Consider the following 26,975-nt stretch of genomic DNA (forward strand, 5'->3'; position numbering starts at 1 on the left):
GGGCGACCTTGGCGACGCGGGGCGCCCGGCGCGACCTCCGCGGCCTGCGGCTCGCCTGATCCCACGCCCGGCACGCTGATACCGATCCGCACCCCGACGCTCACCGGTTTGCCCTCCGCTACCCGCAGCATTGCCGAGTGGACCTCACCCCCCGGGTCCCGCTCCTGCGAAAGGTCAGCGCATGGGATTTGCGGCGCGCACGCTCGTCGACGCCTTACCCGGTCCGGCGGCGATCGTGGACTCGGACGGCCGCGTCCTGGTCGCCAACGGTCGCTGGCGGCCGGACGGCGACGACGGGTATCCCCACGAGGGCGCCCTGCTGACAGACGGCGAGCACGACTGCCCGGCACACGACCGGATGCTGTCCGCCGCCCTGCTGCTGACCCCCCGGTCGTCGCCGGCCGTGCTGGCCTGCCGGTGCGACTCGCCGGGCGGGGACGGCGTGCGGATCACCCACCTCGAGAGCGACTGCGGCGCGCACCGGCGGCTGGTCACGGTCGAGCACGCCGCGGCCCCGGCCGGCGCCGCCGCGCAGGACGACGGCGCGGCGCAGGCCAAGTCGCAGTTCCTGGCCCTGCTCGGGCACGAGATCCGGACGCCGGTCACCACCGTCGTCGCCGCGGTCGAGCTGCTGCGCGCCCAGCCGCTGAAGCAGGAGGTCCGGGAGGTCGTCGACAGCGTGCACCGTTCCGTGCACGCGCTCAAGGCCCTGACCGACGACCTGCTCGACCTGGCCCGGCTGGAGACCGGCGTGCTGCGGGTGGAGCAGGAGCCGGTGGCGATGCGCCCGGTGCTGGAATCGATCGTCGAGCCGCTGCAGCAGCAGGCCCGCCGCAAGGGCATCCTGCTGCTGGCGGCGCCAGCCCCGGACCTGCCCCCGACGGTGCTCGGCGACGTGCACCGGCTGCGCCAGGTGCTGACCTGCGTGGTCGGCAACGCGATCAAGTTCACCGAGGCCGGCGAGGTCGTCGTCACGGCCGCGCCCGACGGCGACGACGCGTACCAGATCATCGTCTCCGACACCGGGCCCGGCATCGCCGGGCCCGACCGGGCGCGCATCTTCGCCCCGTTCGTGCAGGCGGACTCCTCCGCCGCGCGCCGGCACGAGGGCGCCGGCCTCGGCCTGGCGCTGGCCGCCCGGCTGGTGGAATGCATGGGCGGCACCATCGAGGTGCGGTCGCAGCCCGGCGAGGGCTCACAGTTCCTGATCCGGCTGCCGCTGCGGGCCGCGCCGCAGCCGCCGGGCACGCAGGCGCCGCCGCCGCTGACCCACCGCCGGGTCGCGGTCGTCGCGCCGTCGCCGCGCTCGGTGCTGGCCCTGTCCTGGCTGCTCACGAGCGCGGGCGCCGAACCGGTACCGATGCGCTTCGAGAACCTCGCCGAGCGGGTCCGCGACGTCGACACGGTGCTGTGGTGCGACGACTCGCACGACCCGGAGGCCGTGCGCCGCGCCGACACCGTCATCGAGCTCCTCGGCCCCACCGGCCGGGCCCAGATGATCAGCACCACGGACCCGCGTACCGGCATCGTCCGCAAGCCCGACGTGCTGACCGCCCCGCTGGTGCTGCGCCGCCTGGTCGCCGCGCTGAACCAGGAGCGCACCGGCGTGCGCGGCGCGCCGATCACGGTGCCGCCGCTGAACGGGGGCAGGGTGCTGCTCGCCGAGGACAACGACGTCAACCGGACCGTCTTCCGCCGCATGATCGAGCTGCTGGGCGTCGAGTGCGACACCGCGGCCGACGGTTCCGCCGCGGTGAGCGCGCTGCTCGGCGAGACCTCGTACGACGTGGTGCTGATGGACGTGCAGATGCCGCGCACCGACGGGCTGGAGGCCACCCGGCAGGTCCGTGCGGCCGGCTGCGACACGCCGATCCTGGCCCTGACGGCGACGGCGCTGCGCGGCGACCGGGAACGCTGCCTGCAGGCCGGGATGAACGGGCACCTCAGCAAGCCGATCACGCTGCCCGAGCTGCGTGCCGCGCTGGAGCCGTACCTGACCGCACCCGCGGAGCCCGCGGAGCCGGAACCCGGGCCGGGGCAGGACTTCCCCGCGCCGGACCTGAGCAAGCTGCGCGACCTGGAGGAGCAGCTCGAGGACCGGGCGCTGGTCGTGACCACCGTCAACATGTTCCTCTCGCAGCTCGACGGGCGCCGGTCGGCGCTGGCCGAGGCCCTGCGCAGCCAGGACCACGACAGGCTGCGGGCCACCGCGCACACGCTCAAGTCGTCGAGCGCGCTGCTCGGCGCCGACCCGCTCGCCGAGGCGTGCGCCCAGGTCGAGCGCAACGCGATCGCCGGCACCAGCGCACAGGACCTGACCGCGCTGGTCGCCGACGTGGAGAGCGCCGTCGCCGGCGCGATCCGGGTGATGGCCGGCTATCTCAGCGACGACGAAAGGGCCGATGGTGCGGTACGACGCTGACTCCCCCGGCCCCGACCTGTACGCCGAACTCGAGCGCGAGCGCCTGCGCAACGCCGAGCTGGAGCGCCGGGTCGGCGAGCTGAGCCGTTCGGTGCGGGACCTCGAGGCGTTCGCCCGGGAGATCAGCCACGATCTCAAGGCGCCGCTCGCGGGCATCTGCGGTTACGCGCAGCTGCTCACCTACCTCGACGTCGGCCACCCCCGCCCGGCGGACTACGACGACTTCGTGGCGGAGATCAACCGGGGTACCGACCGGATGAGCCGCCTGATCGACGACGTGCTCGCCTACTCGACGGTCAGCGGCGCGAGCCTGCACCTGACGACCATCGACCTGGCCGCCCTCGTCGACGACGTGGTGGCGGATCACGCCGTGGTACAGCTGCAGCCCAGCGCGTCGGCCCGGCCGGCGCCCCAGATCACCTGGGACTTCCTGCCCGCGGTCCGCGGCGACCACGGCATGCTGCGCCGGTTGCTGGAGAACCTGCTCGGCAACGCGATCAAGTACGTCCGGCCCGGCGAGCCGGCCCGGGTGCACATCGCCGCGCGTACCGGCGACGACGGGTTCGTCATGGTCGAGGTGACCGACGAGGGCGTCGGCGTGCCCGACGGGCAGCACGAGGCGATCTTCGGCGAGCTGCACCGGGCGCACGCGGACGCCTACCCCGGCACCGGGCTGGGCCTGACCATCTGCCGCCGCATCGTGCAGCGGCTCGGCGGCTCCATCGGCGCCGACCCGCACCTGCGCCGTGGCGCGCGGATCTGGTTCACCCTGCCCGCCGCCGGCCCCACACCTGCGGGTCAGGTGTCGGTCGCGGCCGACATGACCCGCTGAACCACCGAGAACCAGCCCGCCGGCCACCGGCCGGCGGGCTTGACCCTAAACAGAGACGCGCTTGAGATCGGCTTGAGGTTTCCCTCCGATCTGACCGCTGAACAGTTCGAATTCGAGAAGAGGCCAGATGAACGCGAGGCGAATGCTCACCAAGGTGAGCTACGGATTGCTCGGAGCGGCGGTGACCATCGTCGGCACGCCGACTGCGGTGTACGCGGCCGCACCGGAGGCCCCGAAGAGCTTTACGGCCGCCCGCGCGGCGAGCGACATGAAGAAGATCAACCTGGCGTGGAAGGCGGTGCCGGGCGCCGACCACTACGTGATCGAAACCGTCGCCGGGAACGTCGAGTCGGTCGTCAACGTGCCGGCGTCTTCGCTCAGCTACACGGTCGACGCGTCCGACATCTGCACCTCGTACAAGATCCGGGTGGGTGCCGCCGACGCCGCCGGGAACACCACGAGCACCACCTACTGGACCCTGAAGTCGCTCGCACCGACCTACATCTCCGGCGTGACCAACGGCCGCGAGGACGACGGCACCACCATCTGGGAGTCGTGGAAGGCGCCCGCGTGGGCCGGCGAGTCCCCGCTGACCGGTTACCACGTCGTGTTCTCCCGCGTGTCGGACGGCGGCGTGATGGCCGACGAGGTCGTCACCGACACCACGTACCGCTACAAGGGCGTCGACCCGGCCCGCGCGTACAACGTCTCGGTCACCACGATGAACGCCTACGGCGAGTGCTCGCCGGCGAAGTCGACAGTCGACCGCTACCGTCCCGCCGACGTCACCAACCTGACCGTGCAGCGCCGCGCGGACGCGCCCGGCACCGTCGAGGTGCTGTGGAAGCCCGCCGCCGGCGGCCTGACGCCGGACTACTACCTGGTCAGCTACGGCCAGGACAAGATGCTCAAGTCGGTGCGGATCGACGCGCCGGCCACCCAGGCCATGCTGAGCCTCGACATCGCCAAGCCGTGGACCATCGAGGTCAAGGCGTACAACGCCAACGGCGGCAGCAACGCGGTGACCGGCTCGGTGCCGGTCTGGACCCCCGCCCCGGTGACCCCGCCGACGAGCGAGCCGGCCCCGGTCGACCCGTCGGCCACCCCGGGCGAGCCCGGCGGTGACTCGTCGACGACCTCGACGACGGTGAACACCGGTTCGGACCGTACGCCCCCGACGATCACCACGTCGCTGTCCACCACGCCGAAGAACGGCTGGTTCCGCTCGGCCGTCACGATCCACTTCACCTGCTCCGACAGCGGCAGCGCGATCGCGACCTGCCCGGCCGACCTCGTCGCCGACAAGGACGGGTACGCCGCGAAGTACTCCGGCACCGCCGTCGACAACGCGGGCAACACCACCACCATCACGCAGCCGCTGAGCATCGACCAGACGCCGCCGACGGTCACCGCCAAGGTCACCGGCGACAAGAACGCCGACGGCTGGTACACCGCCGCCCCGACGGTCCACTACACCTGCACCGACACCGTCTCGGGCTACAACACCCTCAACGTCTGCCCCACCGACATCACGGTCACCGCGGACGGCGCGAACCAGAAGATCACCGGCACCGCGTGGGACAAGGCGGGCAACACCGCCCCCGAGAGCGTGATCGTCAGCCTCGACCGGACCGCGCCGGTGATCAAGGCCACCGTCATCGGCGCCACCCCGAACGCCGAGGGCTGGTACACCACCGCCCCGACCGTTCACTTCACCTGCTCCGACACGACCTCCGGCATCGTCAGCTGCCCCGCGGACATCAAGGTCACCAAGGACGGCCTCGGCCAGGAGTTCACCGGCGCCACCTCCGACAAGGCGGGCAACAGCTCGACCGCGACGGCGAAGGTCAACCTCGACCGCCAGATCCCCGGGTTCACCGCCGACATCATCGGTGACGCCAACGCCGAGGGCTGGTACCGCACCAATCCCACCCTGCACATCGACTGCTTCGACGCGGTCTCCGGCATCGCCAGCTGCAGCCCGGACCAGAAGTTCGAGGGCGAGGGCTCGAGCCGGGAACTCGCGATCATCGCGGTCGACAAGGCCGGAAACCGCGCCGAGGCGGCCACGTTCGCCGACGTGGACACCGTCGCCCCGTCGATCACCGCCTCGGTGATCGGCACGGCCAGCGCCGACGGCTGGTACAACACCGCGCCGACCGTCCACTTCACCTGCGCCGACACGACCTCCGGCATCGCCACCTGCCCCGCCGACATCGTGGTCACCAAGGACGGCGCGCAGACGCTGACCGGCGTGGCCGTGGACGTGGCCGGCAACTCCGCCGAGGCCTCGGTGACGCTCAACGTCGACACCGGTGCGCCGCAGGTCAAGGCCGACATCGTCGGTGTCGCGAACGCCGACGGCTGGTACAACACCGCGCCGACCGTCCACTTCACCTGCACCGACGCGTTCTCCGGCGTGGCCACCTGCCCCGCCGACGCGAAGGTCGCGCTGGACGGCACCCAGAAGGTCGTCATGGGTACCGCGTTCGACAAGGCCGGTAACTCCGGCACCGCGTCGATCACGCTGAACCTCGACCAGACCGCCCCGGCGATCCTGGCCACGCTCGTGGAGCAGGCGAACGCCACCGGCTGGTACCGCACCGCACCGACCGTCCACTTCACCTGCACCGACACCGGCTCCGGCATCGCCACCTGCCCGGCGGACGCGAAGGTGACGACGAACGGCGCCGGCCAGAAGGTCACCGGCACGGCCGTCGACAAGGCCGGCAACACCGCCACCGCCACCGCCACGGTCAACGTCGACCTGCTGGCCCCCGAGGTCACCCCGACGGTGGAAGGCACGAAGAACGCCGCCGGCTGGTACCGCACCACGCCGACCGTCCGTTACGACTGCAAGGACACGGTCTCGGCCGTTGCCACCTGCCCCGTCGCGAAGACGGTCACCGCCGAGGGCACCGACGTCAGCGTGGCCGGCACGGCCAGTGACAAGGCCGGCAACACCACCGCCAGCACGCTGAGCCTCAACATCGACAAGACCGCCCCGGTGGCCTCGGTGCTCGGCGTGACCAACGGCGCCACGTACGACGCCGACAAGGAGCCGACGGTTTCCTGCGGCACCACGGACCTGGGCTCGGGCGTCGCCACCAACGCGACGGTCACCAGCGACACGGCCGACTCGGGCGTGCACACGGTGGTCTGCTCGGGCGGCGTCGACAAGGCGGGCAACACCGCCGCGCCGGTGAGCGTGAGCTACACCGTCAAGGCGACCAACGCCTGGCTGCTCAACCTGACCCGTCAGTACCTCGGCACCGCCGGCGCCTCGGCGATGAAGGACTTCGAGGCCGCCCTGGCCAAGGACAACTACTCGAACTACCGGGCCAAGGTGACCGCCTACTCCAACGGCAAGAACCCGCTGCTCAGCCCGGACGAGGCCGTGACGCTGACCTTCTGGTCCTACCTGCTGGACCTGAAGCACTGATCGAACGGAACGGATGAATCGCACGGGCCGGGGCTCTACACGAGTCCCGGCCCGCGCGCGTTTCAGTGCCCGGGACCCGTGACGATCCTGCGCCGCTCGGACTCGTGCGCGCCGCCCTTCTTCGCGAGGGTGGCGCACGCCTGCGCGATGTCCCGGGCGAGCGTGTCGACGTGCTCGCGGGACATCGTCTCCTTGACCAGCGCCCGCATGATCGTCACCTCCTGCGCGTCCGGCGGCATGGTGTACGCGGGCACCATCCAGCCGCGCTCGGCCGACAGCTGCCAGGCGACGTCGAACTCGTCGTAGCCGTTGTCGGCGGCGAGCCGGAACGCCACCAGCGGCAGCTGCTCGTCGTGCGCGCCGATCAGCTCGAACAGGCCCATCTCCGTCAGCTTGTCGCCGAGCACCCGGGCGTTCGCCTGCATGTTCCTCATGATGTAGGTGTAGCCGGCCCGGCCGTACCGCACGAGGTTGTAGTACTGGGCCAGCACCATCGACGAGCCGGTGGAGAAGTTCAGGGTGAACGTCGAGTCGGTCCTGCCCAGGTAGTTCTCCTTGAAGACGAGGTCCTCGGCCAGGTCGGACCGCTCGCGGAAGATCAGCCAGCCGATGCCCGGGTAGACGAGTCCGAACTTGTGCCCGGAGACGTTGATCGAGCGGACCTGCTCGAGGCGGAAGTCCCAGGCGGAGTCGGGATAGAGGAAGGGCCACACGAACCCTCCGCTGGCCGCGTCCACGTGCAGCGGCACGTCGAGGCCGCGCTCGCCGCGGATCCGCAGCAGCAGGTCATTGATGCCGACGATGTCGTCCTTGTGCCCGGTGAAGGTCGTGCCGAGCACGGCCGCGACGCCGATGGTGTTCTCGTCGATGTGATCAGCCACATCGTCCGGACCGATCGTGTACCTGTCCGGCCGCAGCGGCACGATCCGCGGCTCGACGTCGAAGTAGCGGCAGAACTTCTCCCAGACCACGTGCACGTCACCACCGAACACGAGGTTGGGACTCGCCGTCGCGGCGCCCGCACCCTTGCGGCGCTTGGCCCAGTTCCACTTGAGCGAGAGCCCGCCGAGCATGATCGCCTCGGAGGAGCCCTGGGTGCGCGCGCCGGTGGTCTCGCCCGGCGCGTGGAACAGGTCGGCGATCATCCGGATGCAGCGCTGCTCGATCTCGGCGGTGCGCGGATACTCCGCGTGGTCGATGAAGTTCCGGTGCAGGTTCTCGGCGATGATCCGCTGCGCCTCGGGCTCCATCCAGGTCGTGACGAAGGTCGCCAGGTTCCGGGTCGGATCGCCCTCGAGCGCCAGATCCTCGGCGACGAGACGCATCGCGTCCTGTGCGGTCATGCCCGTCTGCGGGAACTGCCGCGACGGTACCTCGCTGGTGACGAACCGGTTGCCGAACAGCGCGGCGTCGGCGTCGGAAATGGCGGTCATTCGCTCTCCTGGTTTCGATCGCGGGGTTCCGGCAGTGGGACGGCCGGGCGAACGGCCCGCCGCCATGCCGGGAACATCAATGCGGCTCCGGCCCCGAAGCACAGCGCGCCGAGCAGGGTGCCGGCGACGGCGACCCGCTCGTTGATCGCATCACCGGAGCCCGGTAGCACGAAGCCGGCCAGGGCCGACGCCATGAACAGGACGGATCCGATCAGGTTCAGCCAGGCGATCACCCAGGGAAGCGACCGCGGCCGCCACGCCCGGAAGCCGCCGACCGCGAGAACGGCGAAGGCGCTCGACGCCAGGAAGAAGGTCGATCCCACGACGTCGGGCCGCCACACGTGCCGATCCTGTTCGTGCACCGAGGCGTTCTGGAACAGGGCGCCCAGGGTGCTCGCGTTGAAGTACAGCGTCCCCGCGAACTGCGTGACCGCCGCGAGCCAGCCTCGGTCCTCCGGCAGCCAGCGCCAGGTCGTCACGGGCTCCGGCGTGTGCTGCCGGCTCTCGTCGACATCGGTCATCGCCGGGGTCTGAGCCTGCAACAGCTGCAGGTACGACGCCGAGGTGAAGAAGATCGAGCCGACGAAGTAGGTGACGGCGTCGGCGAGCCCACCGACCGCGTCGCTGTACGCCGGCACCGATCCCAGCACGAAGCACGACGAGCCCACGACGAACAGGCCCGCGGTCGCCGCGTTGAGACGTACCGGCCGCATCCTCATGCCGCTCCTCCGGTAGGGCCAGAACCCCCAGCGTCGCCCGGTGACCCGATCCCGCGAATCACCCGCTCGGGATGAATCCCGCTCGGCCGGACCGGATCTGTGATAGCGATACGTTTCCGGCTCGACCAACGTGCCCGCTGGTGCCAGTGTTAAAGGCCATTCGAACATATTTCTGAATGCGACTTTCATTGAAAAAATGGTCGAGAATCATTCCGGGAAAACGGCGGACAGGGGGTGGCGGCCCATGGTCCGATATCCGGGCAATAGCGTCCATCGCACAAGGGGTGACATGAACAAGGCAACGCGGATTACGGTGGTCGGCCTGGGCCTGCTCGCCGGCGCGACGCTCGGCATGGGTCCGGCGCAGGCTTCGAGCTCGACCGGGCAGGCGGCCGCGAGCAGCTCAGTCGTGAGCCAGCAGGGCGACCGCTACTTCGACGACGACGGAGTCGTCGGCTACTACCGGGGCATCCGGCCCTGCCGGGGTGCGGGCTTCTACGGTGAGCGCGTCGGGGCGTGGTCGAATTTCGAATGCCAGTTCGTGCGCTGGGGTATTCGGCGCGGCGCGTGGGCCCTGGTCGTCGATGACAATTACTGGGACAACGGCTGGGAAGACCGCTGGCGTCCGGGCACCTGGCCGGGATCCTGGCCGAACGATCCGGTCTGGCGGCCTAACAGCGGCGACTACGGCGGCGGCGGCGGTTTCCAGCAACACGCGCCGATCAACGGGCACTGAATAGCAATATGAATCGATTGCGGGTCACACCCACTCGGGTGTGGCCCGCAATTGATTGTCCGCACCGGAGCCGGCCCGGGACCGCCGCCCCGGTGATACTTCTCGCCCGGCGTTGCTATGCAACGAGTTGCATAGCAGGATGCCCCCATGGCCCTGGAGCACGCGATTCTGGTCTCCCTGCTGGAGCAGCCCGGGTCCGGATACGAGCTGGCCCGGCGCTTCGAGCGGTCCATCGGCCGCTTCTGGACCGCGACGCACCAGCAGATCTACCACGTCCTCAAGCGGATGGAGACCGACGGCTGGGTCACCGCCGAGGCGATCGGCCAGGGCGGGCGCCCCGACAAGCGGTCCTACTCCGTGGCCGCGACGGGCCGGGCCGTGCTCACCACGTGGCTGCGGGCCCCCGTGCAGCCGGAGGCGGTCCGGCACGAACTCGCCGTCAAGATCCGCGGGGCCGCGTTCGACGACGCCGACGGGCGCGCGGCGCTGATCACCGAGGTCGAGCGCTATCGCGCCACCCACGAGTCGACGCTCGAGCGCTACCTGACCGGCGAGCGCCGCGACTTCCCCGGCACCGGCCCGCTCGACACCCGGCAGCGCCTGCAGCACGTGGTGCTGCGCGGCGGCATCGCGTACGAGCGGATGGTGCTCGACTGGCTCGACGACGTCCTCGCCACGCTCCGCGGCCTCGACCGCTGACTCTCGCCCACCCGTCACCGTCCGGAGGAAGGGGAACGCCGCCATGGCGAACTCGCTGCTGTTCAACCCGCACACCTACGATCCCGCGCACCTCGACGCCGAGACGCGCAGGCTGCTGCGCGCCACCATCGACTTCTTCGAGAACCGCGGCAGGAAGGTGCTGCTCGACAGCTACATCGACCGGGCCTGGTACGGCGACTTCCTGGACTTCGCCGCGAAGGAGGGCCTCTTCGCGACGTTCCTGACCCCGGCCGCCGACGGCGGCGACGACCCAGCCCGGCGCTGGGACACCGCCCGCAACGCGGCCCTCAGCGAGATCCTCGGCTTCTACGGCCTCGGATACTGGTACACCTGGCAGGTGACCGTCCTCGGCCTCGGGCCGGTCTGGCAGAGCGCCAACCAGATCGCCCGCGGCCACGCGGCGCGGCTGCTCACCGACGGGCACGTGATGGCGTTCGGGCTGTCCGAGCGGGGCCACGGCGCCGACATCTACGCCACCGACATGATCCTCACCCCGGACTCCTCCGGCGGCTTCCGGGCGACCGGCACCAAGTACTACATCGGCAACGGCAACGTCGCCGGGCTCGTGTCGGTCTTCGGCCGTCGCGCCGACGTCGACGGCCCGGACGGCTACGTCTTCTTCGCCGCCGACAGCCGGCATCCCGCGTACCACCTGGTGCGGAACGTCGTGAACGCCCAGATGTACGTGAGCGAGTTCCGGCTCGAGGACTACCCGGTACGCGAGCAGGACGTGCTGCACACCGGCCGCGCCGCGTTCGACGCCGCGCTCAACACCGTCAACGTCGGCAAGTTCAACCTGTGCACCGCCGCCATCGGCATCAGCGAGCACGCCATGTACGAGGCGGTCACCCACGCGCACCGGCGGATGCTCTACGGCAAGCCGGTCACCGACTTCCCGCACGTGCGCCGCGAGCTCGTCGACTCCTACGCCCGGCTGGTCGCGATGAAGCTGTTCAGCGACCGCGCCGTCGACTACTTCCGGTCCGCGGGCCCCGACGACCGCCGGTACCTGCTGTTCAACCCGATGACCAAGATGAAGGTCACCACCGAGGGCGAGAAGGTCATCGACCTGCTCTGGGACGTGATCGCCGCGAAGGGCTTCGAGGCGGACACCTACTTCGACAAGGCGGCCAAGGACATCCGCGGCCTGCCGAAGCTCGAGGGCACCGTGCACGTCAACCTGGCGCTGATCCTGAAGTTCATGCCCAGCTACCTGTTCGACCCGGCCGAGTTCGCGCCCGTGCCGCCGCGGTACGACGCCGCCGACGACGAGTTCCTGTTCCGGCAGGGCCCGGCCCGCGGACTTTCCGCGATCCGCTTCCACGACTGGCGCATCGCGTACGACGCGCACGCCGACCTGCCGAACGTCGCGCGCTTCCGGGAGCAGGCCGACGGGCTGTGCGGCCTGCTGCGCGACGACGCGCCCGACGAGGCACAGCAGGGCGACCTGGACTTCCTGCTGGCGATCGGGCAGCTCTTCGCGCTCGTCGTCTACGGCCAGCTCATCCTGGAGCAGGCCGAGCTGAACGGCCTCGACCGGCACCTGCTCGACGAGATCTTCGCGATTCTGGTCCAGGACTTCTCCGCGTACGCGATCGAGCTGCACGGCAAGGCCGCCACGACCGCGCGGCAGGCCGAGTGGGCGCTGGCGCACGTGCGCCGCCCGGCGGCCGATGCCACCCGCGCCGCCGCGCTGTGGGAGCAGGTCGTCGCGCTCTGCGGCGCGTACGAGATGCGGCCCTAGGGTCGGCGGCGCGGCCGGGCCGCGGCTGTCTCAGTGCCGGAACTTGTCCGACACCATGTGCAGCTGATGGGAGAGCTGGGACAGCTCGGCCGCGGCCGCCTCGGTCTGGTTCGCCGCCTCGTGGGTCAGGCTCGTCGTGTCCGCCACCCGGGCGATCGAGTCGGACACCCCGGACGCCGACGCCACCGCCGACGAGATGCTCGCGACGATCTGCTCGGTCGCGCTCGTCTGCGCGTCCACCGCCGTGGAGATCGAGCGCTGAAGCTCGTCGATCCGGTCGATCACCGCGCTGATCCTGGTGATCGCCTCGAAGGCCTGCGCGGTGTCGGTCTGCATCGCCGTCACCTTCGCCGCGATGTCACCCGTGGCCGACGCCGTCTCCCGGGACAGGTCCTTCACCTCGCCGGCCACCACGGCGAAGCCCTTGCCCTGCTCGCCGGCCCGGGCGGCCTCGATCGTCGCGTTCAGGGCCAGCAGGTTCGTCTGCTCGGCGATGGCGGTGATGATGCTGACCACCGCGGAGACCTCCTCGCTCGAGCTGCGCAGCCGTTCGATGGTGCGGTTGGTGGTGACCGCCAGCCCCACCGCCTCCTTGGCCACCGTGTCGGCCTCGGTCACGGCCGACGTGATGTCCTGGATCGAGCCTTCGAGGCCCCGGGCCGACGCCGTCGTCTGGTCGACGCTCGCCGTCACCATGCCGATGTCGCGGCTCGCCGCCGCCGCCTCCGACGAGGCCGTGCCGGCGCCCTCGGACAGCTGCCGGCTGGTCGCGGTCAGCTCCTCGGAGGCCGCCGCCACCGAACCGGCGTTGCCGGCGATGTCGATCAGCGCGGCGCGCAGCGAGGCGACGATCTCGTTCAGGCTCGCGCCGAGCTGGGCCAGCTCGTCGCCGCCCGTCAGCGAGGCGTCGACGGTCAGGTCGTAGGCCGCGATGGACTGGGCCGCCGTCAGGCAGTGCTCCATCCGGCGCGCGATCCGGCGGCCGAGCAGCAGCGCGGCGCCGCCCAGGACCAGCGCGGCCAGCAGGCCGACGACGACGGTGAGCAGCTTCGCCCGGTCGGCGACCGCGTTGGCCTCGTCGTATGACTCCTTGACCCGCTGGGTGATGTCGGACCTCAGCGCGTCCAGGCTCTGCTGGAGCTTCTTGTCGACCTCGTCGTAGGCGGGGCGGGCCGCCAGCGCCGCGGAGCGGGTCGGGTCCGAGGCGACCCGGCTGGCCAGCGTCACGATCCGCTGCCCGGAGGCGATCAGCTCGTCCAGGATCGGCAGCTGCGCGTCGGCCTGCGGCCGCAGCTCGGGCTCGTAGCGGATCACGTCGTCGATGCCGGCCCGGGCCTGCTTGACGTTCTCGCCCATGCCGTCCAGAACGGTCTGACGTTCGGTGGCATTGTTGGTGACCAGCGCGTTCAGCACGTTGCCCCGGTACAGCGCCCTGGCCAGGTCCACGGACTGCACCGCCTGCAGCGCCGCCGCCGAGTTCCGCGCCGCCGCCTGCTGGTCGGCCAGCGCCGAGGTGCCCCGATAGCCGATCGCCCCGGCGACGATCACCAGGATGAACCCGACCACGGCAAGGCCGGCGATCTGGCGCCGGATGGTGAACGTCACGAGGACCTCCCTGGACGAAGATTATCTGGAAAGCGCGCATATCGGGCTCCTTCCGCTCAGGTCCGTACGCCGAGGGCCGAACAGGTCGGATAGGTACCCAGGAGGTTTCTCATGAAGATCGTTCCCCTGCTGCTGGGCGTCGTGGTGACGCTGGCGACCGCCGCCGGCTGCGCCGGCCAGGACGAGCCCGAGACCGGCACGCCGGTCGACCGCCTCGCCGAGGCCCGGGCCGCCCTGCCCGACGAGATCAAACAGTCCGGGGTAATCAAGGGCGGCACCGACCCGAGCTTCGAACCGATGACCTTCATGAAGGGATCCACCTTCTCCGGCCTCGACGCCACCCTCGGCAACGCGATCGCCGAACGGCTCGGGCTCAAGGTGCAGTGGCAGAACGTCGGCTTCGGCGACCTGCTCGACCAGGTTGAGGGCCACAAGCTCGATTTCTCGATGTCGTCGATGTTCGACCGCGCGGAGCGGCAGAAGAAGGTCGACTTCATCAACTACCTGAACGCCGGCACGTCGATCGTGGTGCCCAAGGGCCAGGGCGACATCGGCGGCATGCCCGGGCTCTGCGGGCGCCGGGTCGCCGCCCAGCCGGACACCGTCTTCGTCGAGATGGCCGAGGCGCAGAAGAAGAACTGCGGCAGCAAGACGATGACCGTCGTGCTGTCCAGTACCCCGTCCGCGTTCGTGCGCGACGGCAAGGCCGATGCGGCGCTCAACGACTTCCCCATCGCCGCGCTCGACGTCGAGAAGATGCCGACGCTCGAGCTCTCCGGCCCCCAGATCGAGGCCATCCCGTACGGCATCGGCGTGGCCAAGGACCGCCGGGACCTCACCATGGCCGTGCAGGCCGCGCTGTATTCGCTGATCAACGACGGCACGTACGACAAGCTGCTGGCCGAGTGGAAGGTCAAGGAGGGCGCCCTCCGCACCGGCGCCATCAACGGCGGCGCCTGATCCGATGCGGCCCCCGCGCCCTCTCCTCCGCGTGCTCGCGGTGGTGCTGCCGCTGCTCGGCCTTTCGGCATGCACCCGAGCGAGCACGCCGGAGCCGCGGGCCGCGTACACGCTCGCGCCGACGGTCAGCCCGGCGCCGCTGACCGCCGCCGGCTGCGCCGCAGACCCGCTCTGCGCGCCGGCGCCCGCACCGGTCGCCGGCGACAACCACCCCGCGCTGAAGACCGCCATCGCGGCCGCCGCCACGCGGGCGGTACCCGCCGTCGTCGACGCGGGCGGCACCGTGCTCACCCCGCCCCGGCCGGCCACGGTCCTGCTGGCACCCGGGAACTACGCGCTCGGCGACGGCCTGCGCCTGCCGCCGAACGTCGACCTGCGCGGCAGCGGCCTCACCGCCACCACCCTGTCGATGATCACGTCCAGCTGGGCGAACTTCAACTACGGCTTCCTCGTACGCCCGCAGGACGACCGGGTCGCCCGGCCGTCGCCCGGCAGCACCAACCTCGTCGCGGACCTGACGGTGAACGGCAACTGCCGGGAGGGCGCCGGGGCGCCGGTGCAGGCGGACCTGCCCGCCCGCCCGGGTGAGCTCTGCGACTTCCGCGCCCGCACCGGCGCGGGCACCAACGCCGGCGGCGGCATCACGGTCGCGGCCCGGTGGACGGTCCGGCAGGTGCGCTTCACGAACCTGGAGTACTTCAAGCTCTGGCTGCACGACGCCGAGGACGTGCACATCGTCGACAACCGCTTCGACAACTGGGGCGGCGCCGAGTCCGGCGACGAGGACAACATCGGCGGCGGCGGGCGCCACGACGGCGCGGTGATCGAATACAACCAGTTCGACAGGACGATCCGCGGCAACGGCATCGACTTCACCAACGCCATCCGCCCCGTCATCCGGGCGAATGCCGTCTACGCCGACCGGGCCGTCGCGGCGGCCCGCGGGGTCACCGGGTACGGCGACATGTACCTCGAGGGCGTGCCGGAGGCCACCGTCACCGGCAACGTCATGCACGGCGGCCACATCATCCTGCAGTCGAACTCCAAGTACGCACACACCGGTACGAACAAGGACGTCACCAACCCGCGCGACTCGACGGTGAGCGACAACCGCCTCCTCGACTCGTTCGGTGCAGGCCTGACGATCGTCTACGACGACTACGCCGACGCCGACGGCACCTTCGGCACGGCCGGCGCCTGGGCCACCACCAGCACCGACCCGAAGGACCACGTCGTGCGGCCGGGCGGCGGCAACATCGTCCGGAACAACGTCATCGTCCGGCCGGCCGAGTCCGGCGTCCTGGTCGCCGGCGTCATGGACCGGGTCAAGACCGCCGCCGACACCGTCACCGGCAACTCGATCGTCGACGCCGGCAGCGGCGGCTCGACCGCGATGTCGACAGGCGCCGGCACGTTCGAGACCAGCGGCGTCGGCGTGTCCATCGGCGACGGCGACAGGATCTACGGCAACTCGGTCACCGACGACCAGCCCGCACCCACCACGTGGTACGGCATCCACCTCGGCGCCCGCAACGCGAGGTCCACCGTGAAGAACACCGTGCTCACCGGCCCGGCCGGGGAGCCCAACACCGCCGCCGGCGTGATCGGGGTCCTCCTGCGCCACGCCGCCGCCGCGGCGCTCGCCCCGGGGTCGCCGACCGTCGACGGCCCGGTCCTGACCTGGGCCGAGTCCGTCCCGGCCGGCAACGCGGCCATCGCCGGCTACCGGGTGTACCGCGCCGGCCGCCCGGTCGCCGACCTGCCGGTCGGCAGCCCCGCGATCCCGGCCAACCTGGTGGCCGAGGCCGACGCCGGGGTGGAGGCGGACGCCGCCGGCTGGACCGCGGGCTCCAACACGACCGTGGCCCACTACGCCGGCGCCGGCGCCCTCGGCTCCGGCTCGTTGTCCCTGACCGCCGTCGCCGCCGGATCCGTGTACGCCACCGGGCGGCTGCTGCCGATCACGGCGGGACAGCGACACACCGCCGTCTCCTCGTACCGGGTCCTGGTGGGGTCGGGGCAGCGGTCGCGGGCCGGCATCGAGTACTACGACGCCGGCGGGGTCAGGATCAGCCGGCTGCACACGCAGAACTACGCCTCGGTCGACAACGCCGGCAACTGGATCACCAGCAGCCTCACCAGCACCGCGCCGCCGAACGCCGCGTACGCGAAGGCGTTCGTCCTGGTGGACAACGCGGCGGCCGGGGACGTGCACCTCGTCGACCGGATCGGCATCGTCGCCGGAACCGCCACCGAGCAGTGGACCGACCCCGCCGCAGCCGCGGCCGGGACCGCCTACCGGGTGCTGGCCTACCGGCAGGGCGACGGCCAGCCGGGCTGGATGTCGAGCGCGACGGCACCCTGACGACGCCCCGCCGGGCCGGGCGGCCTGACGGGGCGTGGACGGGTCAGGTGGAACTGCAGGCCGGCGTCAGGCCGGCGCTGGAACCGGTGGCCTGGAAGCCGAACTCGGTGTAGCCCCCGGCGGGGATCTGCCCGTTGTAGTTGACGTTGGTGAACTGGACCGCGCCGCTGTTGCCGCTGCGGTTGACGTTCCAGGCGTTGCTGATGGTGGCGCCCGAGGGCAGCGTCAGGCCGACGTTCCAGCCGGTGACCGCCGACGAACCGGCGCTGACCCGTACCGTCGCCACGAAGCCGCCGGTCCACGCGTTGACCGACACCGCCGCCGTGCAGCCGGAAACCGGCGGCGGAGTGGTCGGCGGGCTGGTCGGCGGCGTGGTCGGCGGGCTGGTCGGCGGGCTGGTCGGCGGGCTGGTCGGCGGGCTGGTCGGCGGGCTGGTCGGCGGGCTGGAGCCGAGGACCGGGGTCTGCCAGTCCCGCCACTCGGCCAGGTTGCCGGCCGCCTTGCTGGAGATCCTCATCGCGCCGGCCGCGTTGCCCGTGCCCAGCAGGAACTTCTGGATGTTCTGCTGCAGCGGGGTCCGCCACTCGGCCCGGTTGGCGCAGTGGTTGCCGTCCTGGATGTCCGACCAGTAGGTGATGTTGGCGCCGGCCCCGAGCGCCCGGTAGACCTCGGAGCCGCCCAGCGCGGCCACGCTGGCGGACCTCGGCCCCAGGTTCGCGATGTGCGGGTTGTCCATGATGAACAGTCCGCGCGGCGCGAACATCGCCACCATCTCGTGGGTGTCCACGGGCAGCCGGTTCGGGCTGCCGGTGAACGAGCCGAACGCGTCGCCGAGCCAGGGCTGCTCCCCGTACGCGCTGCTCAGGCTCTGCGCGCCCTCCCCCGGGATCCCCCGGAAGATGGGTGCGCCGGCGCTGCCCGACTCGATCGGCATGGTCAGGGCGATGCGCTGGTCGAAGGCCCCGATGACGAAGGCGCCCTTGCCGAACCGGGAGCATCCGGTGACGCCTGTCGCGTTCGCCCGCAGGACGGTGCCGTTCGACTGCTCGATGACGTCGATGATGCGGCTGACGCCCCAGGCCCACGCCATCAGCAGCCCCGTGCTGCTGGTGGAGCCGTAGATGCTGTAGAACGCGCCCTGCTTGTTGTTGCGCGGCGTGCCCTCCTTGCCGACCGCGTAGGGGTCGTAGTTGATGACGGCCGCGCCGGCGGCCTTGATGGCGGCCGTGTCGGCCCCGAAGCCGCCGAGGACGACGACGGCCGGGAACGGCCCGGTGCCGCTGGGCAACTCGACCGTGGCGGAGAAGCTGGAACTCCTGCCCTGGTGTGTCACGTTCACGGTGATGGCGGTGCTGGTGACCGTTCCGGTGACGCTCGCGGGCCTCGCGGGCTTCTCGCCGTACACGAACTTCTCCGCCAGCTTCTTGATCTCCGTCCGGCGGCACCGCCACTCGGACGTGCTGGTGATGCGCGCGCCGTTCAGCTTCGTGAAGGGATCAGGAAGCTTGGCGTTGGTGGGCAGGGAACCCGCGTCGGGCAGGGCGGGGACCGCGCAGTCGGCGCCCTCGTCCTCCACGCCGGCCGCGAGCGCGGCGGCCCGGGCGGGCGTGGATCTCGGTAGGAACGTAGCCGCTCCGGCGAGCGTGAGCGCCGTTACCGCTAGCGCGACGACCGTCGAACGGATCCTGAAGCGGCCCAAGCTGGTGGTCACCGGGGCCCTCCTTCCGTGGCTGTTCGGAAGCGACGGACATCAACCCGGCAGGCCCGGAACTTTCGGCGAGCGGACCGTGGACGCGCTTCCATGCTGGAGGCGTCCAGTGTTGAGCAATACATTGAAGAATGTCAATTACATCTTGTCCAGGCGGGCGTATTTGACCAGGTGAACGCGACACCGCCCGCCGAGCTCCAGCGATTTTCGCCATGTCGGCGCGTCGACGTACCACCGAAAGTTGACTCTGTGTTTATGGAAGTTTCGGTGCGTAAGATCCGCTGTGGCACGGCCCGCTAACTTCGGGGCATGACCAAGTTCCTGTTGTTCGCGGCCATCGCGGTCCTCTTCGCGGCCGGCGCGGTGATCATCGTCAACCGGCGTAACCGATCCGGCGCCGCGCCCGCCGACCGGGCGGGCCACCTGGCGGCGAACGCGAAGCTGGGCCTGGAGCCGCACAGCAGGCGCGACGACGGCACCGGCGGCGCGTTCTGAGACCACCGCCGCGGCCGGCCGCGCCGCGCGATGACCACGAACGGTTCAGGCGCCGCCGCGGTGGTGCTTCTTCACGAAGGTGTAGCCCGGCGCCAGACCGGCGGCGACCTGCGCGTTCTCGACGGCCTGCTCGTGCAGCGTCAGCTGCTTCTCCGACGGCTGGGCGCCCGGCGGAAGCCGGCGGACGAAGCCGTTGACCAGGTGGTCGCGGCGGTCGGCGCCCTCGGCGCCGGGCTCGCCCGGGTACGGCGCCGGCTCCACCAGCGGCGAGTAGAACAGCATCTCGGCGCCCTTCTGGCCGTCGATGGCCGGGTAGCCGGGGTATCCCGCCGCGTCGACGCTGCCGGGCACGCGGGTCAGATAGCCCTCGCGGATCAGCTGGTCGACGGCGTTGCGGAGCAGGAACGACCCCCGGGCGCCGCGGCCGAGCCCGCAGCTCGCGGCGAGCCCCGACTCGGCGAACACGGCGCTGCCGTCGGAGTAGACCCGGCCCAGCCGGCGCACCGCGTGCATCACCTGTCCCCGGTTCGAGTCGCCGGCGCTGAACTCGCGGGTGACGACCCTCGGGTCGTACTCGTGGAAGTAGTCGACGCCGTCGACCCGCAGCGGCTCCTCCAGGGCGACGGTGCGCACCCGGACCTCGTCCTTGGCGGCCTGCCAGGAGACCGTGACGAGCACGCCGGGCCGCAGGTCCTGCGGCCACTCCAGGTCACCGAACTGCCACTCGACGTCCTCGCGCAACGAGGTCTCGAAGACCCGGGTCCTGGGCGTGATGCCGTGCTCGCGGTGCTCGAGCACGAGCGGGATGCGCTCCCGGCCGCGCAGCGCCTCGACGCACTCCTCCGGCACGGCGCAGACACCGCCGTCGAGATCCGCCTGCCAGAGCGCGAATCGACGGGTCACCTTCACCATGATCCACCCTCCGTGTACCCGTGCGCACCGAAGATACCTCGCCGCCCCGCGGCACGAAACCGCAGGTCAGTACGGGCCGGGCGAGCGGAGCCCCGGGACGGCCGGCGCGGGCCCGCCCAGGGCGGCGGCCGCCCCCACCGGCCGATGTGGACGGATTACGATGCCGGGATGACCGTGATCGCGCACCTCAGCGACGTGCACATAGATGGCGACGAGCGCAGCGCCGAACGCACGCTCCGGGTCGTGCGCCACCTCGCCGGATTGCGGGAACAGATCGACGTCGTCCTGGTGACCGGGGACATCGCCGACCACGGCACCGAGGCGGAGTACGACCGCGCGCGCCGGCTGATCGACCTGCCGGTGCCGGTGCTGTTCTGCCCCGGCAACCACGACGCCCGCGAGCCGTTCAGCAAGGTGCTGCTGCGCGAGCCGCCCAGCGGGGCGCCGGTCAACCGGGCGCATCGGATCGGCGGGGTGCTGTTCGCGATGTGCGACTCGAGCATTCCGGGCCGCAACGAGGGCGTACTGACCGACGAGACGCTCGACTGGCTCGACGCGGAGCTGACCGCCGCGGCGGACCTGCCGGCGTTCGTGTGCTTCCACCATCCGCCGGTGGAGCTCGGGCTGCCGTTCGTGGACGGCATCCGGCAGTTCGCCACCGAACGGCTGTCCGAACTGGTCGCCCGCCACCGCAACGTGGTCGCCACCCTGTGCGGGCACGCACACACCCCGGCCGCCGGCACCTTCGCGGGCAGGCCGCTGCTGGTCGCGCCGGGAGTGGTCTCCACCGCGCTGCTGCCGTTCGAGAGCGATGAACTACTCGACAAGGGGCTCCCGCCGATGCTGGCATTCCACGTCCTGCACCCGGATCGTCGCCTGACGACCCACTACCGCGTCGTTGCCTGAGCGCATGCCGTCACCCGCCGTCGCGGAACGGCACGCCACCTGGCTGGAGCTCTTCTTCGACCTGGTCATCGTCGTGGCCGTCGCCCAGCTCTCGGATCTCCTGCACGACGGCCCGGGGCCGCACGAGGTGTTCCTCTTCATCGTGTGCTACTACGCGATGTGGAGCGTGTGGACGTCGTTCACCCTCTACGCCAACGTCTCCGGCGATCTGACCCGGGTCCGGTCCATGCTCCTGGCGATGTTCGGCATCGCCATCATGGCGGCGGCCGTGCCGCACGTGGTGCGCGGCGAGCCGGCCTGGTTCATCGCCGCGTACGTGTACTGCCGCCTGATGGGTGCCGGGTCGTGGAAACGCACCAGCCGCGTCATGACCGAGTGGCCGGGCGTCCAGCAGGCGGCCGGCGTGATCCCCTGGATCGCGTCGCTGGGCTTCGAGCCGCCGGTGCGCTACTACCTGTGGGCGGCCGGCATCGTGCTCGACGTCGTGGTGTCACTGGTCCGTTCCCGGCACCCGGAACGGCTGCTCGCCGAGGAGCAGCGCGAACGCGAGGACGCCCAGCGCAACCGCGAGCGGCGCAACCGGATGCTGCGCCGCCTCTACCGGTACACGCCGCCCGCCGACCCGGCCCCGCCGCCGCTGCGGGCGGCCCGCCCCGACCGGCCACACCTCGGCGAACGGCTCGGCCTCTTCGTGATCATCGTGCTCGGCGAGGCGGTGGCGCAGTTGCTCGACGCCACGTCCGACGTCGAGCATTGGGAGCGGCCCCTGATGGCGTCGCTGGTGGCGGGCTTCGGACTCCTGGTCGCCCTGTGGTGGCTGACCCTCCGGTACGGCGCGGGCGGCGCACCGACGTACGGCACCCGGGTGTTCACGCTGCGCCTGACCATGCCGGCGCACTACCTGATGACCGGGTCCATCGTGCTGATCGCCGCCGGGCTCGGCGTGCTGGCCGGTCACGCCGCCGAGCCGCTGCCCGAGGCCAACCGGTGGGTGCTCTGCGGCGGCGCGGCGCTCTACTTCCTGACCGTCAGCCTGCTCGGCGCCCGCGGCGGCGCGTCGACGACCTGGCTCGCCGGCTGGGGGCTGCCCGCGGTCCTGGCCTCGCTGCTGCTCGGCCTGCTCGGCGGGTCGCTCGACGGCTGGGCGCTCGCCGCGATCCTGCTCGCGGTCGCGGTGTGGCACGTGCTCTACCGCCCCCGCGCCGGCCAGGCGCCGGCCGAGCCTGCGGCGCAGGCCGACGCCGTCGAGTCACTCTGAACGCGGGCCGCTACGCTGCTGGCGGAACCGGGGCCCGGCGGGTATCGGCGGCGCCCCGCCGATGGGTACCGTGACCGCATGTCGGACATGGCGCACCTCGGTCCCGGCGAGCGGCCGCGGCCCCGGCCGCTGCTGCGCACGTTCGTCGGCGACGTCCTGCGCCGCCACCGGCTCGAGCAACGCCGCACGCTGGCCGAGGTGGCCCGCGAGGCCTGCGTCTCGGTGCAATACCTCTCCGAGGTCGAACGCGGCCGCAAGGAGCCCAGCTCCGAGATCCTCGCCGCCGTCTGCGACTCGCTGCGGATCGAGCTGTCGGACCTGCTCGCCGAGGTGGGACGCGACCTGACCAGAGATCGCGCCCCCGTGATCCGCCTGGGCAGCGCCTTGCGCCACCAGCACCTCGCAACCCGCCCCCAGCACCCCGGCAGCGGCAACGTCATGCTCCTGGCCGCGTGATCAGCTCGCGCCCGCGAGGCGGAACGGGCGCGCCGCCCGCGCGGTGATCACCTGGTCGGCGAGGCCGTACGACACCGCCTGTGCCGCGGTCAGGGTCATGCTCCGGTCGGTGTCGGCCCGGATCCGCGCGGCGGTCTGCCCGGTGTGCCCGGCGAGGATCTCGTCCATCTCGGCCCGCACCTTCGCCACCTCCTTGGCCTCGACCGCCAGGTCCGGCAGCGTGCCGCGGGCCTGGCTCGACGGCTGGTGCAGCGTCACCTTCGCGTGCCGCAGCACCGAGCGCTTCCCCGGCGTACCGGCCGCCAGCAGCGCCGCCGCCGCGGACGCCGCCTGCCCTACGCAGATGGTGGCGATCTCACACCGTACGAAATTCATGGTGTCGTAGATCGCGGTCAGCGCGCTGAAGGAACCGCCCGGCGAGTTGAGGTACAGCCCGATCTCCCCCTCGCCCGCGGACTCCAGGTGGATCAGCTGGGCGATCACCACGTTGGCGACCCCGTCGTCGATCTCCGTGCCGAGGAAGATGATCCGGTCCGACAGCAGCCGCGAGTAGATGTCGTACGCCCGCTCCCCGTTGGGCGTCTTCTCCACCACCGTGGGAATCGTGTACTGACTCATGTGCTCAGCCCCATCGGGTGCCGGGTCATCGCCGGGCGCACGTCGTCCACGCTCTCCAGGATGTGGTCGATCAGCCCGTACGCGAGGGCCTCCTCGGCGGTGAACCAGCGATCGCGCCGGCTGTCGCGCTCCACCGTCTCGATCGGCTGTCCGGTGTGCTCCGCGGTCAGCCGCAGCAGCGTCGCGCCGACCCGCTCAAGCTGATCGGCGTAGATCTCGACATCCGCGGCGGTGCCGCCGAACCCGGCCGAGCCCTGATGCATGAGGATCTGCGCGTGCGGAAGGCTGAACCGCTTCCCCGGCGCGCCCGCCGAGAGCAGGAACTGCCCCATGCTGCCGGCCAGCCCCATCGCCAGCGTGCTCACGTCGTTGGGAATCAGCCGCATCGTGTCGTAGATGGCCAGGCCGGCACTGACCGAGCCGCCCGGCGAGTTGATGTAGAGGCTGATCACACCGTACGGATCCTCGGCCGACAGCAGCAGCAACTGTCCGCACAGCCGGTTCGCGACCGGATCGTCGACCTCCGTCCCGAGCACGATGATGCGCTGATGAAGCAGCCGGGCGGCCAACTGGTCGTCGATCGAGCCCGCGTGCGGCGGCGCCGTGGCAAGTTGCATGACGTTCTCCTCATAATCGGCCGGCAGCTACTCGATCCACCATGGGACCGCCGCGGTCCCCGAACCAAGCCGATCTGCTGTCAGCAGACGAGCAACCGGCCGGCCTCTCAGCCACCCGCCGGCCGAGCACGAAGCGCCGGCGCCACCGTGCCGCGCCGATCCGGAGTCGCCGACAGCAGATGGTGATTCCACGATCGATCGCCGGTAGCCGGCACCCGTCACGGCTGGCCGACCGCCGGGTCCGCCGATATCCTCGGCACTGTCAGTGCCAGATCATTGACACCGCGTGATGACGCCGGTCGGCCAGGGTGAGGTAGCGGGCAATGGTGGACGTGATCGTGGCCGCGTTGGCGGCCGGGGCGAGCGCCGGGTTGTCCGGCACCGCCGGTGAGGCGGTCGGTGACGGTTACCGGCTGTTGAAGGCGTTGCTCCGGCGCCGGTTCAGCGGCCGGCCGGAGGCCAGGCAGGCGCTGGAGGCCGACGAGACCGAGCCGGGCGTGTGGCAGGCCCGCATCGGTCCGGATCTGCTGGACTCCGGCGCCGCCGACGATGAACAGATCCTGGCCGCAGCCCGGGAGTTGCTGTCCGCGGCCGACCCCCATCGGACCGCACGCTTCGTGGTCCGAGCCGACCGGAACGAGGGCGCCATCGGCGAGTTCCACGATCGGGTGATCTTCGATCGGCGGACGCAACTCCCCCCGACCCCGCCGGCAGCCGGGTGACGGCGACGGCTGCCGGTAGGACCGCCGTACCCGACCTGATCGCCCGGGACGTCTTCGGCGCGATGGGGATATTCCACGGGCCGGTCACGGTCGACGGCCGTGCCGCCGAGGTCTGGCCGCGGCGGGTGGGCGTGGTGCCTCCGCTCGCAGTCGGCCGCCAGTCCCGTCCCGCCGATCAGGAGCTTGCCGCGGGCGCCGGGTCGACAGCCGTGGTCTGTCAGGTCGTGGCCGGCCTGGGTGGGGTCGGGAAGACCCAGCTGGCCGCACACCTGGCCGAGCGTCTCTGGGCCGGCGGACAGTTGGAGCTGCTGGTCTGGATCACCGCCACCTCCCGCACCAGCGTCCTGTCCGGATACTCCCTGGTGGCCGAGGAGGTGATCGGCGCGGACGACGCCGATCCCGGACGGGCGGCTGTCCGGCTGTTGTCGTGGCTGGCCACCACCGACCGGCGGTGGCTGGTGGTGCTGGACGACGTCACCGACCCGGGAGGCCTGACCGGCCTTTGGCCGCCGGACACCCCGCGCGGCCGGACGGTGATCACCACCCGGCGCCGCGACGCCGCGCTGCTCGCCGGCCGCAAACTGGTCGACGTCGGCGTGTTCACCCCTGACCAGGCGGTGGCCTACCTGACCCGGCTGCTCGGCGACCGTCCCAGCCGCCTCGACCAGGCGGACCGGCTCGCCGCCGACCTCGGCCACCTGCCGCTGGCGCTGGCCCAGGCCGCCGCGTACATGCGCGATCAGGACCTGTCCTGCGCCGCCTACCGGGACCGGCTCACCCGCCGCCCCCTCGCCCGGCTGCGGCCGGAGGTGCTGCCCGATCAGCAGCACCTCCCGGTCGCCCGGGCCTGGTCCCTGTCCGTCCAGGCCGCGGATGCCTCCTCCGGCGGCCTGGCCACCCTCGCCCTGCAGCTAGCCGCCTACCTCGACCCCAACGGCATTCCCACCGCTCTCTTCACCACCCCGTCCGCCCTTGGCTTCTACCGGGAACGACTGGGCCTGGAGGTGGACGCCGACCTGGTACACGACACTCTGAGCGTGCTGTACCGGCTCAGCCTCGCGGAAACCACGCCGGACGCCGTCGACGGGACCAGCGCCCTACGGGTCCACGCGCTGATCCAGCGGACCACCTGGGAGAACCTTCCCGCGGAGGAGGCGCACCGGCTCGTGATCGCCGCCGCGGACGCCATGACCGACCTGTGGCCGGCCGCCGAACGGAACCCCGTCACCAGCCGGCTCGGGCATCGGCTCCGGGCGAACACCACCGCCCTGATCAGCGCGGCCGGTCCGCTGCTGTGGCGCACTCGCGACGGCGGCAACGCCGCCCATCCGGTGCTGTTCCGCGCGGGAACCAGCCTGGGCGAGGTCGGACTGGTCGCCGCCGCTCGCGACCTCTACCAGGAGCTGCACTCCGCCGCCGTCGGCCAGCTCGACCCCGGTCACCCCGATATCCTGCGCCTCCGCCACCACCTCGCCTGCTGGCAGGGCGAAGCCGGGGATCCGGCCGGCGCCGCCGGCGCGTTGAGCCAGGTGCTCGCCGACCGGCTGCGGATCCTCGGCCCCGACCATCCCGACACCCTGGACACCCGCCACAACCTTGCCCTGTGGCGACGCCAGGCCGGCGACCCGGCGGGTGCCGCGGCCGAGTTCGAGCGGCTGCTCGCCGACCGGCTCCGGATCACCGGACCGGACCACCCCAGCACCCTCAGCATCCGCCACAACCTGGCGCTGTGGCGCGGCCAGACCGGCGACCCGGCAGGCGCCGCGGCCGAATTCGAGCGGCTGCTCGCCGACCGGCTCCGGGTCCTCGGACCGGATCATCCGGACACCCTGAGCGCCCGCCACAACATCGCCTACTGGCGGGGCCAGGCCGGGGACGTGGCAGGTGCCGTGGCCGCGTTCGACCTGCTCCTCGCCGACCGGCTGCGACTGCTCGGACCCGACCACCCGGACACCCTGATCACCCGCCACAACGTGGCACTGTGGCAGGGCGAGGCCGGGGATCCGGTCGGCGCGGCGGCCAACTTCGGACTGCTGCTCGCCGACTACCGGCGGGTCCTCGGGCCCGACCATCCGGAGACCCTGATGACCCGCGGCAACATCGCCGGCCTGCAGGGCCGGAACGGGGACCCGGCCGGTGCCGCCGCCGCCTTCGACCAGCTCCTCGCCGACTATCTGCGGGTCCTCGGCCCCGACCACCCGGACACCCGGAGAACCCGCGACGCCCGCGCCCACTGGCAGCGCGAGGCAGGGCGCTGACTGCCGGACCTTGCCGGGACGATCCGCCCCACAGATCCACGGTCCCG

The 26,975-nt window shown here is 71.6% G+C and carries 20 protein-coding genes and 1 pseudogene; 14 read left to right on the top strand and 7 right to left on the bottom strand.

Annotated elements, in window-relative coordinates; genetic code table 11:
- Window positions 1-181: 181 nt before the first annotated feature.
- From AB0F10_RS18110 to AB0F10_RS18120, 3 genes are all read left to right on the top strand, one after another.
- Window positions 182-2,422: an ATP-binding protein gene (locus tag AB0F10_RS18110; protein WP_360625694.1), complete on the top strand. Its 2,241-nt coding sequence runs from the start codon at window positions 182-184 to the stop codon at window positions 2,420-2,422.
- Window positions 2,403-3,254, top strand: a complete 852-nt coding sequence (locus tag AB0F10_RS18115) for an ATP-binding protein (RefSeq protein ID WP_360625697.1) — start codon at window positions 2,403-2,405, stop codon at window positions 3,252-3,254. Before AB0F10_RS18110 ends, AB0F10_RS18115 begins: the two co-directional genes overlap by 20 nt.
- A gap of 127 nt (window positions 3,255-3,381) precedes the next feature.
- Complete coding sequence (locus tag AB0F10_RS18120; protein ID WP_360625700.1) at window positions 3,382-6,696, top strand: fibronectin type III domain-containing protein; 3,315 nt, start codon at window positions 3,382-3,384, stop codon at window positions 6,694-6,696.
- Window positions 6,697-6,758: 62 nt separating this feature from the next.
- Here the strand turns inward: AB0F10_RS18120 and AB0F10_RS18125 are convergent, their stop codons facing one another.
- Both AB0F10_RS18125 and AB0F10_RS18130 read right to left on the bottom strand, forming a co-directional pair.
- On the bottom strand, window positions 6,759-8,129 hold the full coding sequence (locus tag AB0F10_RS18125; RefSeq protein ID WP_360625703.1) for a glutamate decarboxylase: 1,371 nt from the start codon (window positions 8,127-8,129) through the stop codon (window positions 6,759-6,761).
- Complete coding sequence (locus AB0F10_RS18130) at window positions 8,126-8,842, bottom strand: hypothetical protein (RefSeq protein ID WP_360625706.1); 717 nt, start codon at window positions 8,840-8,842, stop codon at window positions 8,126-8,128. The genes AB0F10_RS18125 and AB0F10_RS18130 overlap by 4 nt, the downstream gene beginning before the upstream one ends.
- Window positions 8,843-9,137: 295 nt before the next feature.
- Between AB0F10_RS18130 and AB0F10_RS18135 the strand changes: the two genes are divergently transcribed.
- The 3 genes from AB0F10_RS18135 (at window position 9,138) to AB0F10_RS18145 (ending at window position 12,048) form a co-directional block, all read left to right on the top strand.
- Window positions 9,138-9,584 (top strand): hypothetical protein, encoded by a 447-nt coding sequence (locus tag AB0F10_RS18135; RefSeq protein ID WP_360625709.1) that lies wholly within the window; start codon window positions 9,138-9,140, stop codon window positions 9,582-9,584.
- A gap of 147 nt (window positions 9,585-9,731) precedes the next feature.
- Window positions 9,732-10,283, top strand: coding sequence for a PadR family transcriptional regulator (locus tag AB0F10_RS18140; RefSeq protein ID WP_360625712.1), 552 nt, complete (start codon window positions 9,732-9,734; stop codon window positions 10,281-10,283).
- Between the two features lie 43 nt (window positions 10,284-10,326).
- Window positions 10,327-12,048: an acyl-CoA dehydrogenase family protein gene (locus AB0F10_RS18145; RefSeq protein WP_360625715.1), complete on the top strand. Its 1,722-nt coding sequence runs from the start codon at window positions 10,327-10,329 to the stop codon at window positions 12,046-12,048.
- A gap of 30 nt (window positions 12,049-12,078) precedes the next feature.
- Here AB0F10_RS18145 and AB0F10_RS18150 read toward each other — a convergent pair whose 3' ends face one another.
- Window positions 12,079-13,653, bottom strand: coding sequence for a methyl-accepting chemotaxis protein (locus AB0F10_RS18150; protein ID WP_360625718.1), 1,575 nt, complete (start codon window positions 13,651-13,653; stop codon window positions 12,079-12,081).
- A gap of 111 nt (window positions 13,654-13,764) precedes the next feature.
- Between AB0F10_RS18150 and AB0F10_RS18155 the strand changes: the two genes are divergently transcribed.
- Window positions 13,765-14,613 (top strand): transporter substrate-binding domain-containing protein, encoded by an 849-nt coding sequence (locus tag AB0F10_RS18155; protein ID WP_360625721.1) that lies wholly within the window; start codon window positions 13,765-13,767, stop codon window positions 14,611-14,613.
- A gap of 31 nt (window positions 14,614-14,644) precedes the next feature.
- Complete coding sequence (locus AB0F10_RS18160) at window positions 14,645-16,978, top strand: right-handed parallel beta-helix repeat-containing protein (RefSeq protein ID WP_360625724.1); 2,334 nt, start codon at window positions 14,645-14,647, stop codon at window positions 16,976-16,978.
- Window positions 16,979-17,021: 43 nt separating this feature from the next.
- On the opposite strand, the gene AB0F10_RS18165 is transcribed toward AB0F10_RS18160, so the two are convergent.
- Window positions 17,022-18,689, bottom strand: a complete 1,668-nt coding sequence (locus AB0F10_RS18165) for a cellulose binding domain-containing protein (protein WP_360625727.1) — start codon at window positions 18,687-18,689, stop codon at window positions 17,022-17,024.
- A gap of 306 nt (window positions 18,690-18,995) precedes the next feature.
- Between AB0F10_RS18165 and AB0F10_RS18170 the strand changes: the two genes are divergently transcribed.
- Window positions 18,996-19,181 (top strand): hypothetical protein, encoded by a 186-nt coding sequence (locus AB0F10_RS18170; protein WP_360625730.1) that lies wholly within the window; start codon window positions 18,996-18,998, stop codon window positions 19,179-19,181.
- Between the two features lie 45 nt (window positions 19,182-19,226).
- On the opposite strand, the gene AB0F10_RS18175 is transcribed toward AB0F10_RS18170, so the two are convergent.
- Complete coding sequence (locus AB0F10_RS18175) at window positions 19,227-20,093, bottom strand: hypothetical protein (RefSeq protein ID WP_360625733.1); 867 nt, start codon at window positions 20,091-20,093, stop codon at window positions 19,227-19,229.
- A 168-nt stretch (window positions 20,094-20,261) separates the two neighbouring features.
- Here AB0F10_RS18175 and AB0F10_RS18180 point away from each other — a divergent pair, with 168 nt between their 5' ends.
- The 3 genes and pseudogenes from AB0F10_RS18180 to AB0F10_RS18190 all read left to right on the top strand — a co-directional run.
- The gene (locus tag AB0F10_RS18180) at window positions 20,262-20,999 is read left to right on the top strand and encodes a phosphodiesterase (protein ID WP_360625736.1); all 738 of its coding nucleotides are present in this window, start codon (window positions 20,262-20,264) and stop codon (window positions 20,997-20,999) included.
- A 4-nt stretch (window positions 21,000-21,003) separates the two neighbouring features.
- Complete coding sequence (locus AB0F10_RS18185) at window positions 21,004-22,257, top strand: low temperature requirement protein A (RefSeq protein ID WP_360625739.1); 1,254 nt, start codon at window positions 21,004-21,006, stop codon at window positions 22,255-22,257.
- An 87-nt stretch (window positions 22,258-22,344) separates the two neighbouring features.
- Window positions 22,345-22,587: pseudogene (locus AB0F10_RS18190) on the top strand (helix-turn-helix transcriptional regulator); the annotation flags it as partial.
- A gap of 126 nt (window positions 22,588-22,713) precedes the next feature.
- Here AB0F10_RS18190 and AB0F10_RS18195 read toward each other — a convergent pair.
- Together AB0F10_RS18195 and AB0F10_RS18200 are read right to left on the bottom strand one after the other, a co-directional pair.
- Window positions 22,714-23,331, bottom strand: a complete 618-nt coding sequence (locus AB0F10_RS18195) for an ATP-dependent Clp protease proteolytic subunit (protein ID WP_360625742.1) — start codon at window positions 23,329-23,331, stop codon at window positions 22,714-22,716.
- Window positions 23,328-23,948 carry an ATP-dependent Clp protease proteolytic subunit gene (locus AB0F10_RS18200; protein WP_360625745.1) on the bottom strand — a complete coding sequence of 207 codons (621 nt, stop codon included), beginning with the start codon at window positions 23,946-23,948 and terminating at the stop codon, window positions 23,328-23,330. Before AB0F10_RS18200 ends, AB0F10_RS18195 begins: the two co-directional genes overlap by 4 nt.
- Before the next feature lie 323 nt (window positions 23,949-24,271).
- Here AB0F10_RS18200 and AB0F10_RS18205 point away from each other — a divergent pair, with 323 nt between their 5' ends.
- Both AB0F10_RS18205 and fxsT read left to right on the top strand, forming a co-directional pair.
- Window positions 24,272-24,670, top strand: a complete 399-nt coding sequence (locus tag AB0F10_RS18205; protein ID WP_360625748.1) for a hypothetical protein — start codon at window positions 24,272-24,274, stop codon at window positions 24,668-24,670.
- A complete protein-coding gene (gene fxsT / locus AB0F10_RS18210; RefSeq protein ID WP_360625751.1) occupies window positions 24,667-26,928 on the top strand; it encodes an FxSxx-COOH system tetratricopeptide repeat protein in 2,262 nt (753 codons plus the stop codon). The genes AB0F10_RS18205 and fxsT overlap by 4 nt, the downstream gene beginning before the upstream one ends.
- The last annotated feature ends 47 nt before the right edge of the window (window positions 26,929-26,975 follow it).

Source organism: Actinoplanes sp. NPDC026623 (assembly GCF_040638275.1).
GTDB lineage: Bacteria > Actinomycetota > Actinomycetes > Mycobacteriales > Micromonosporaceae > Actinoplanes.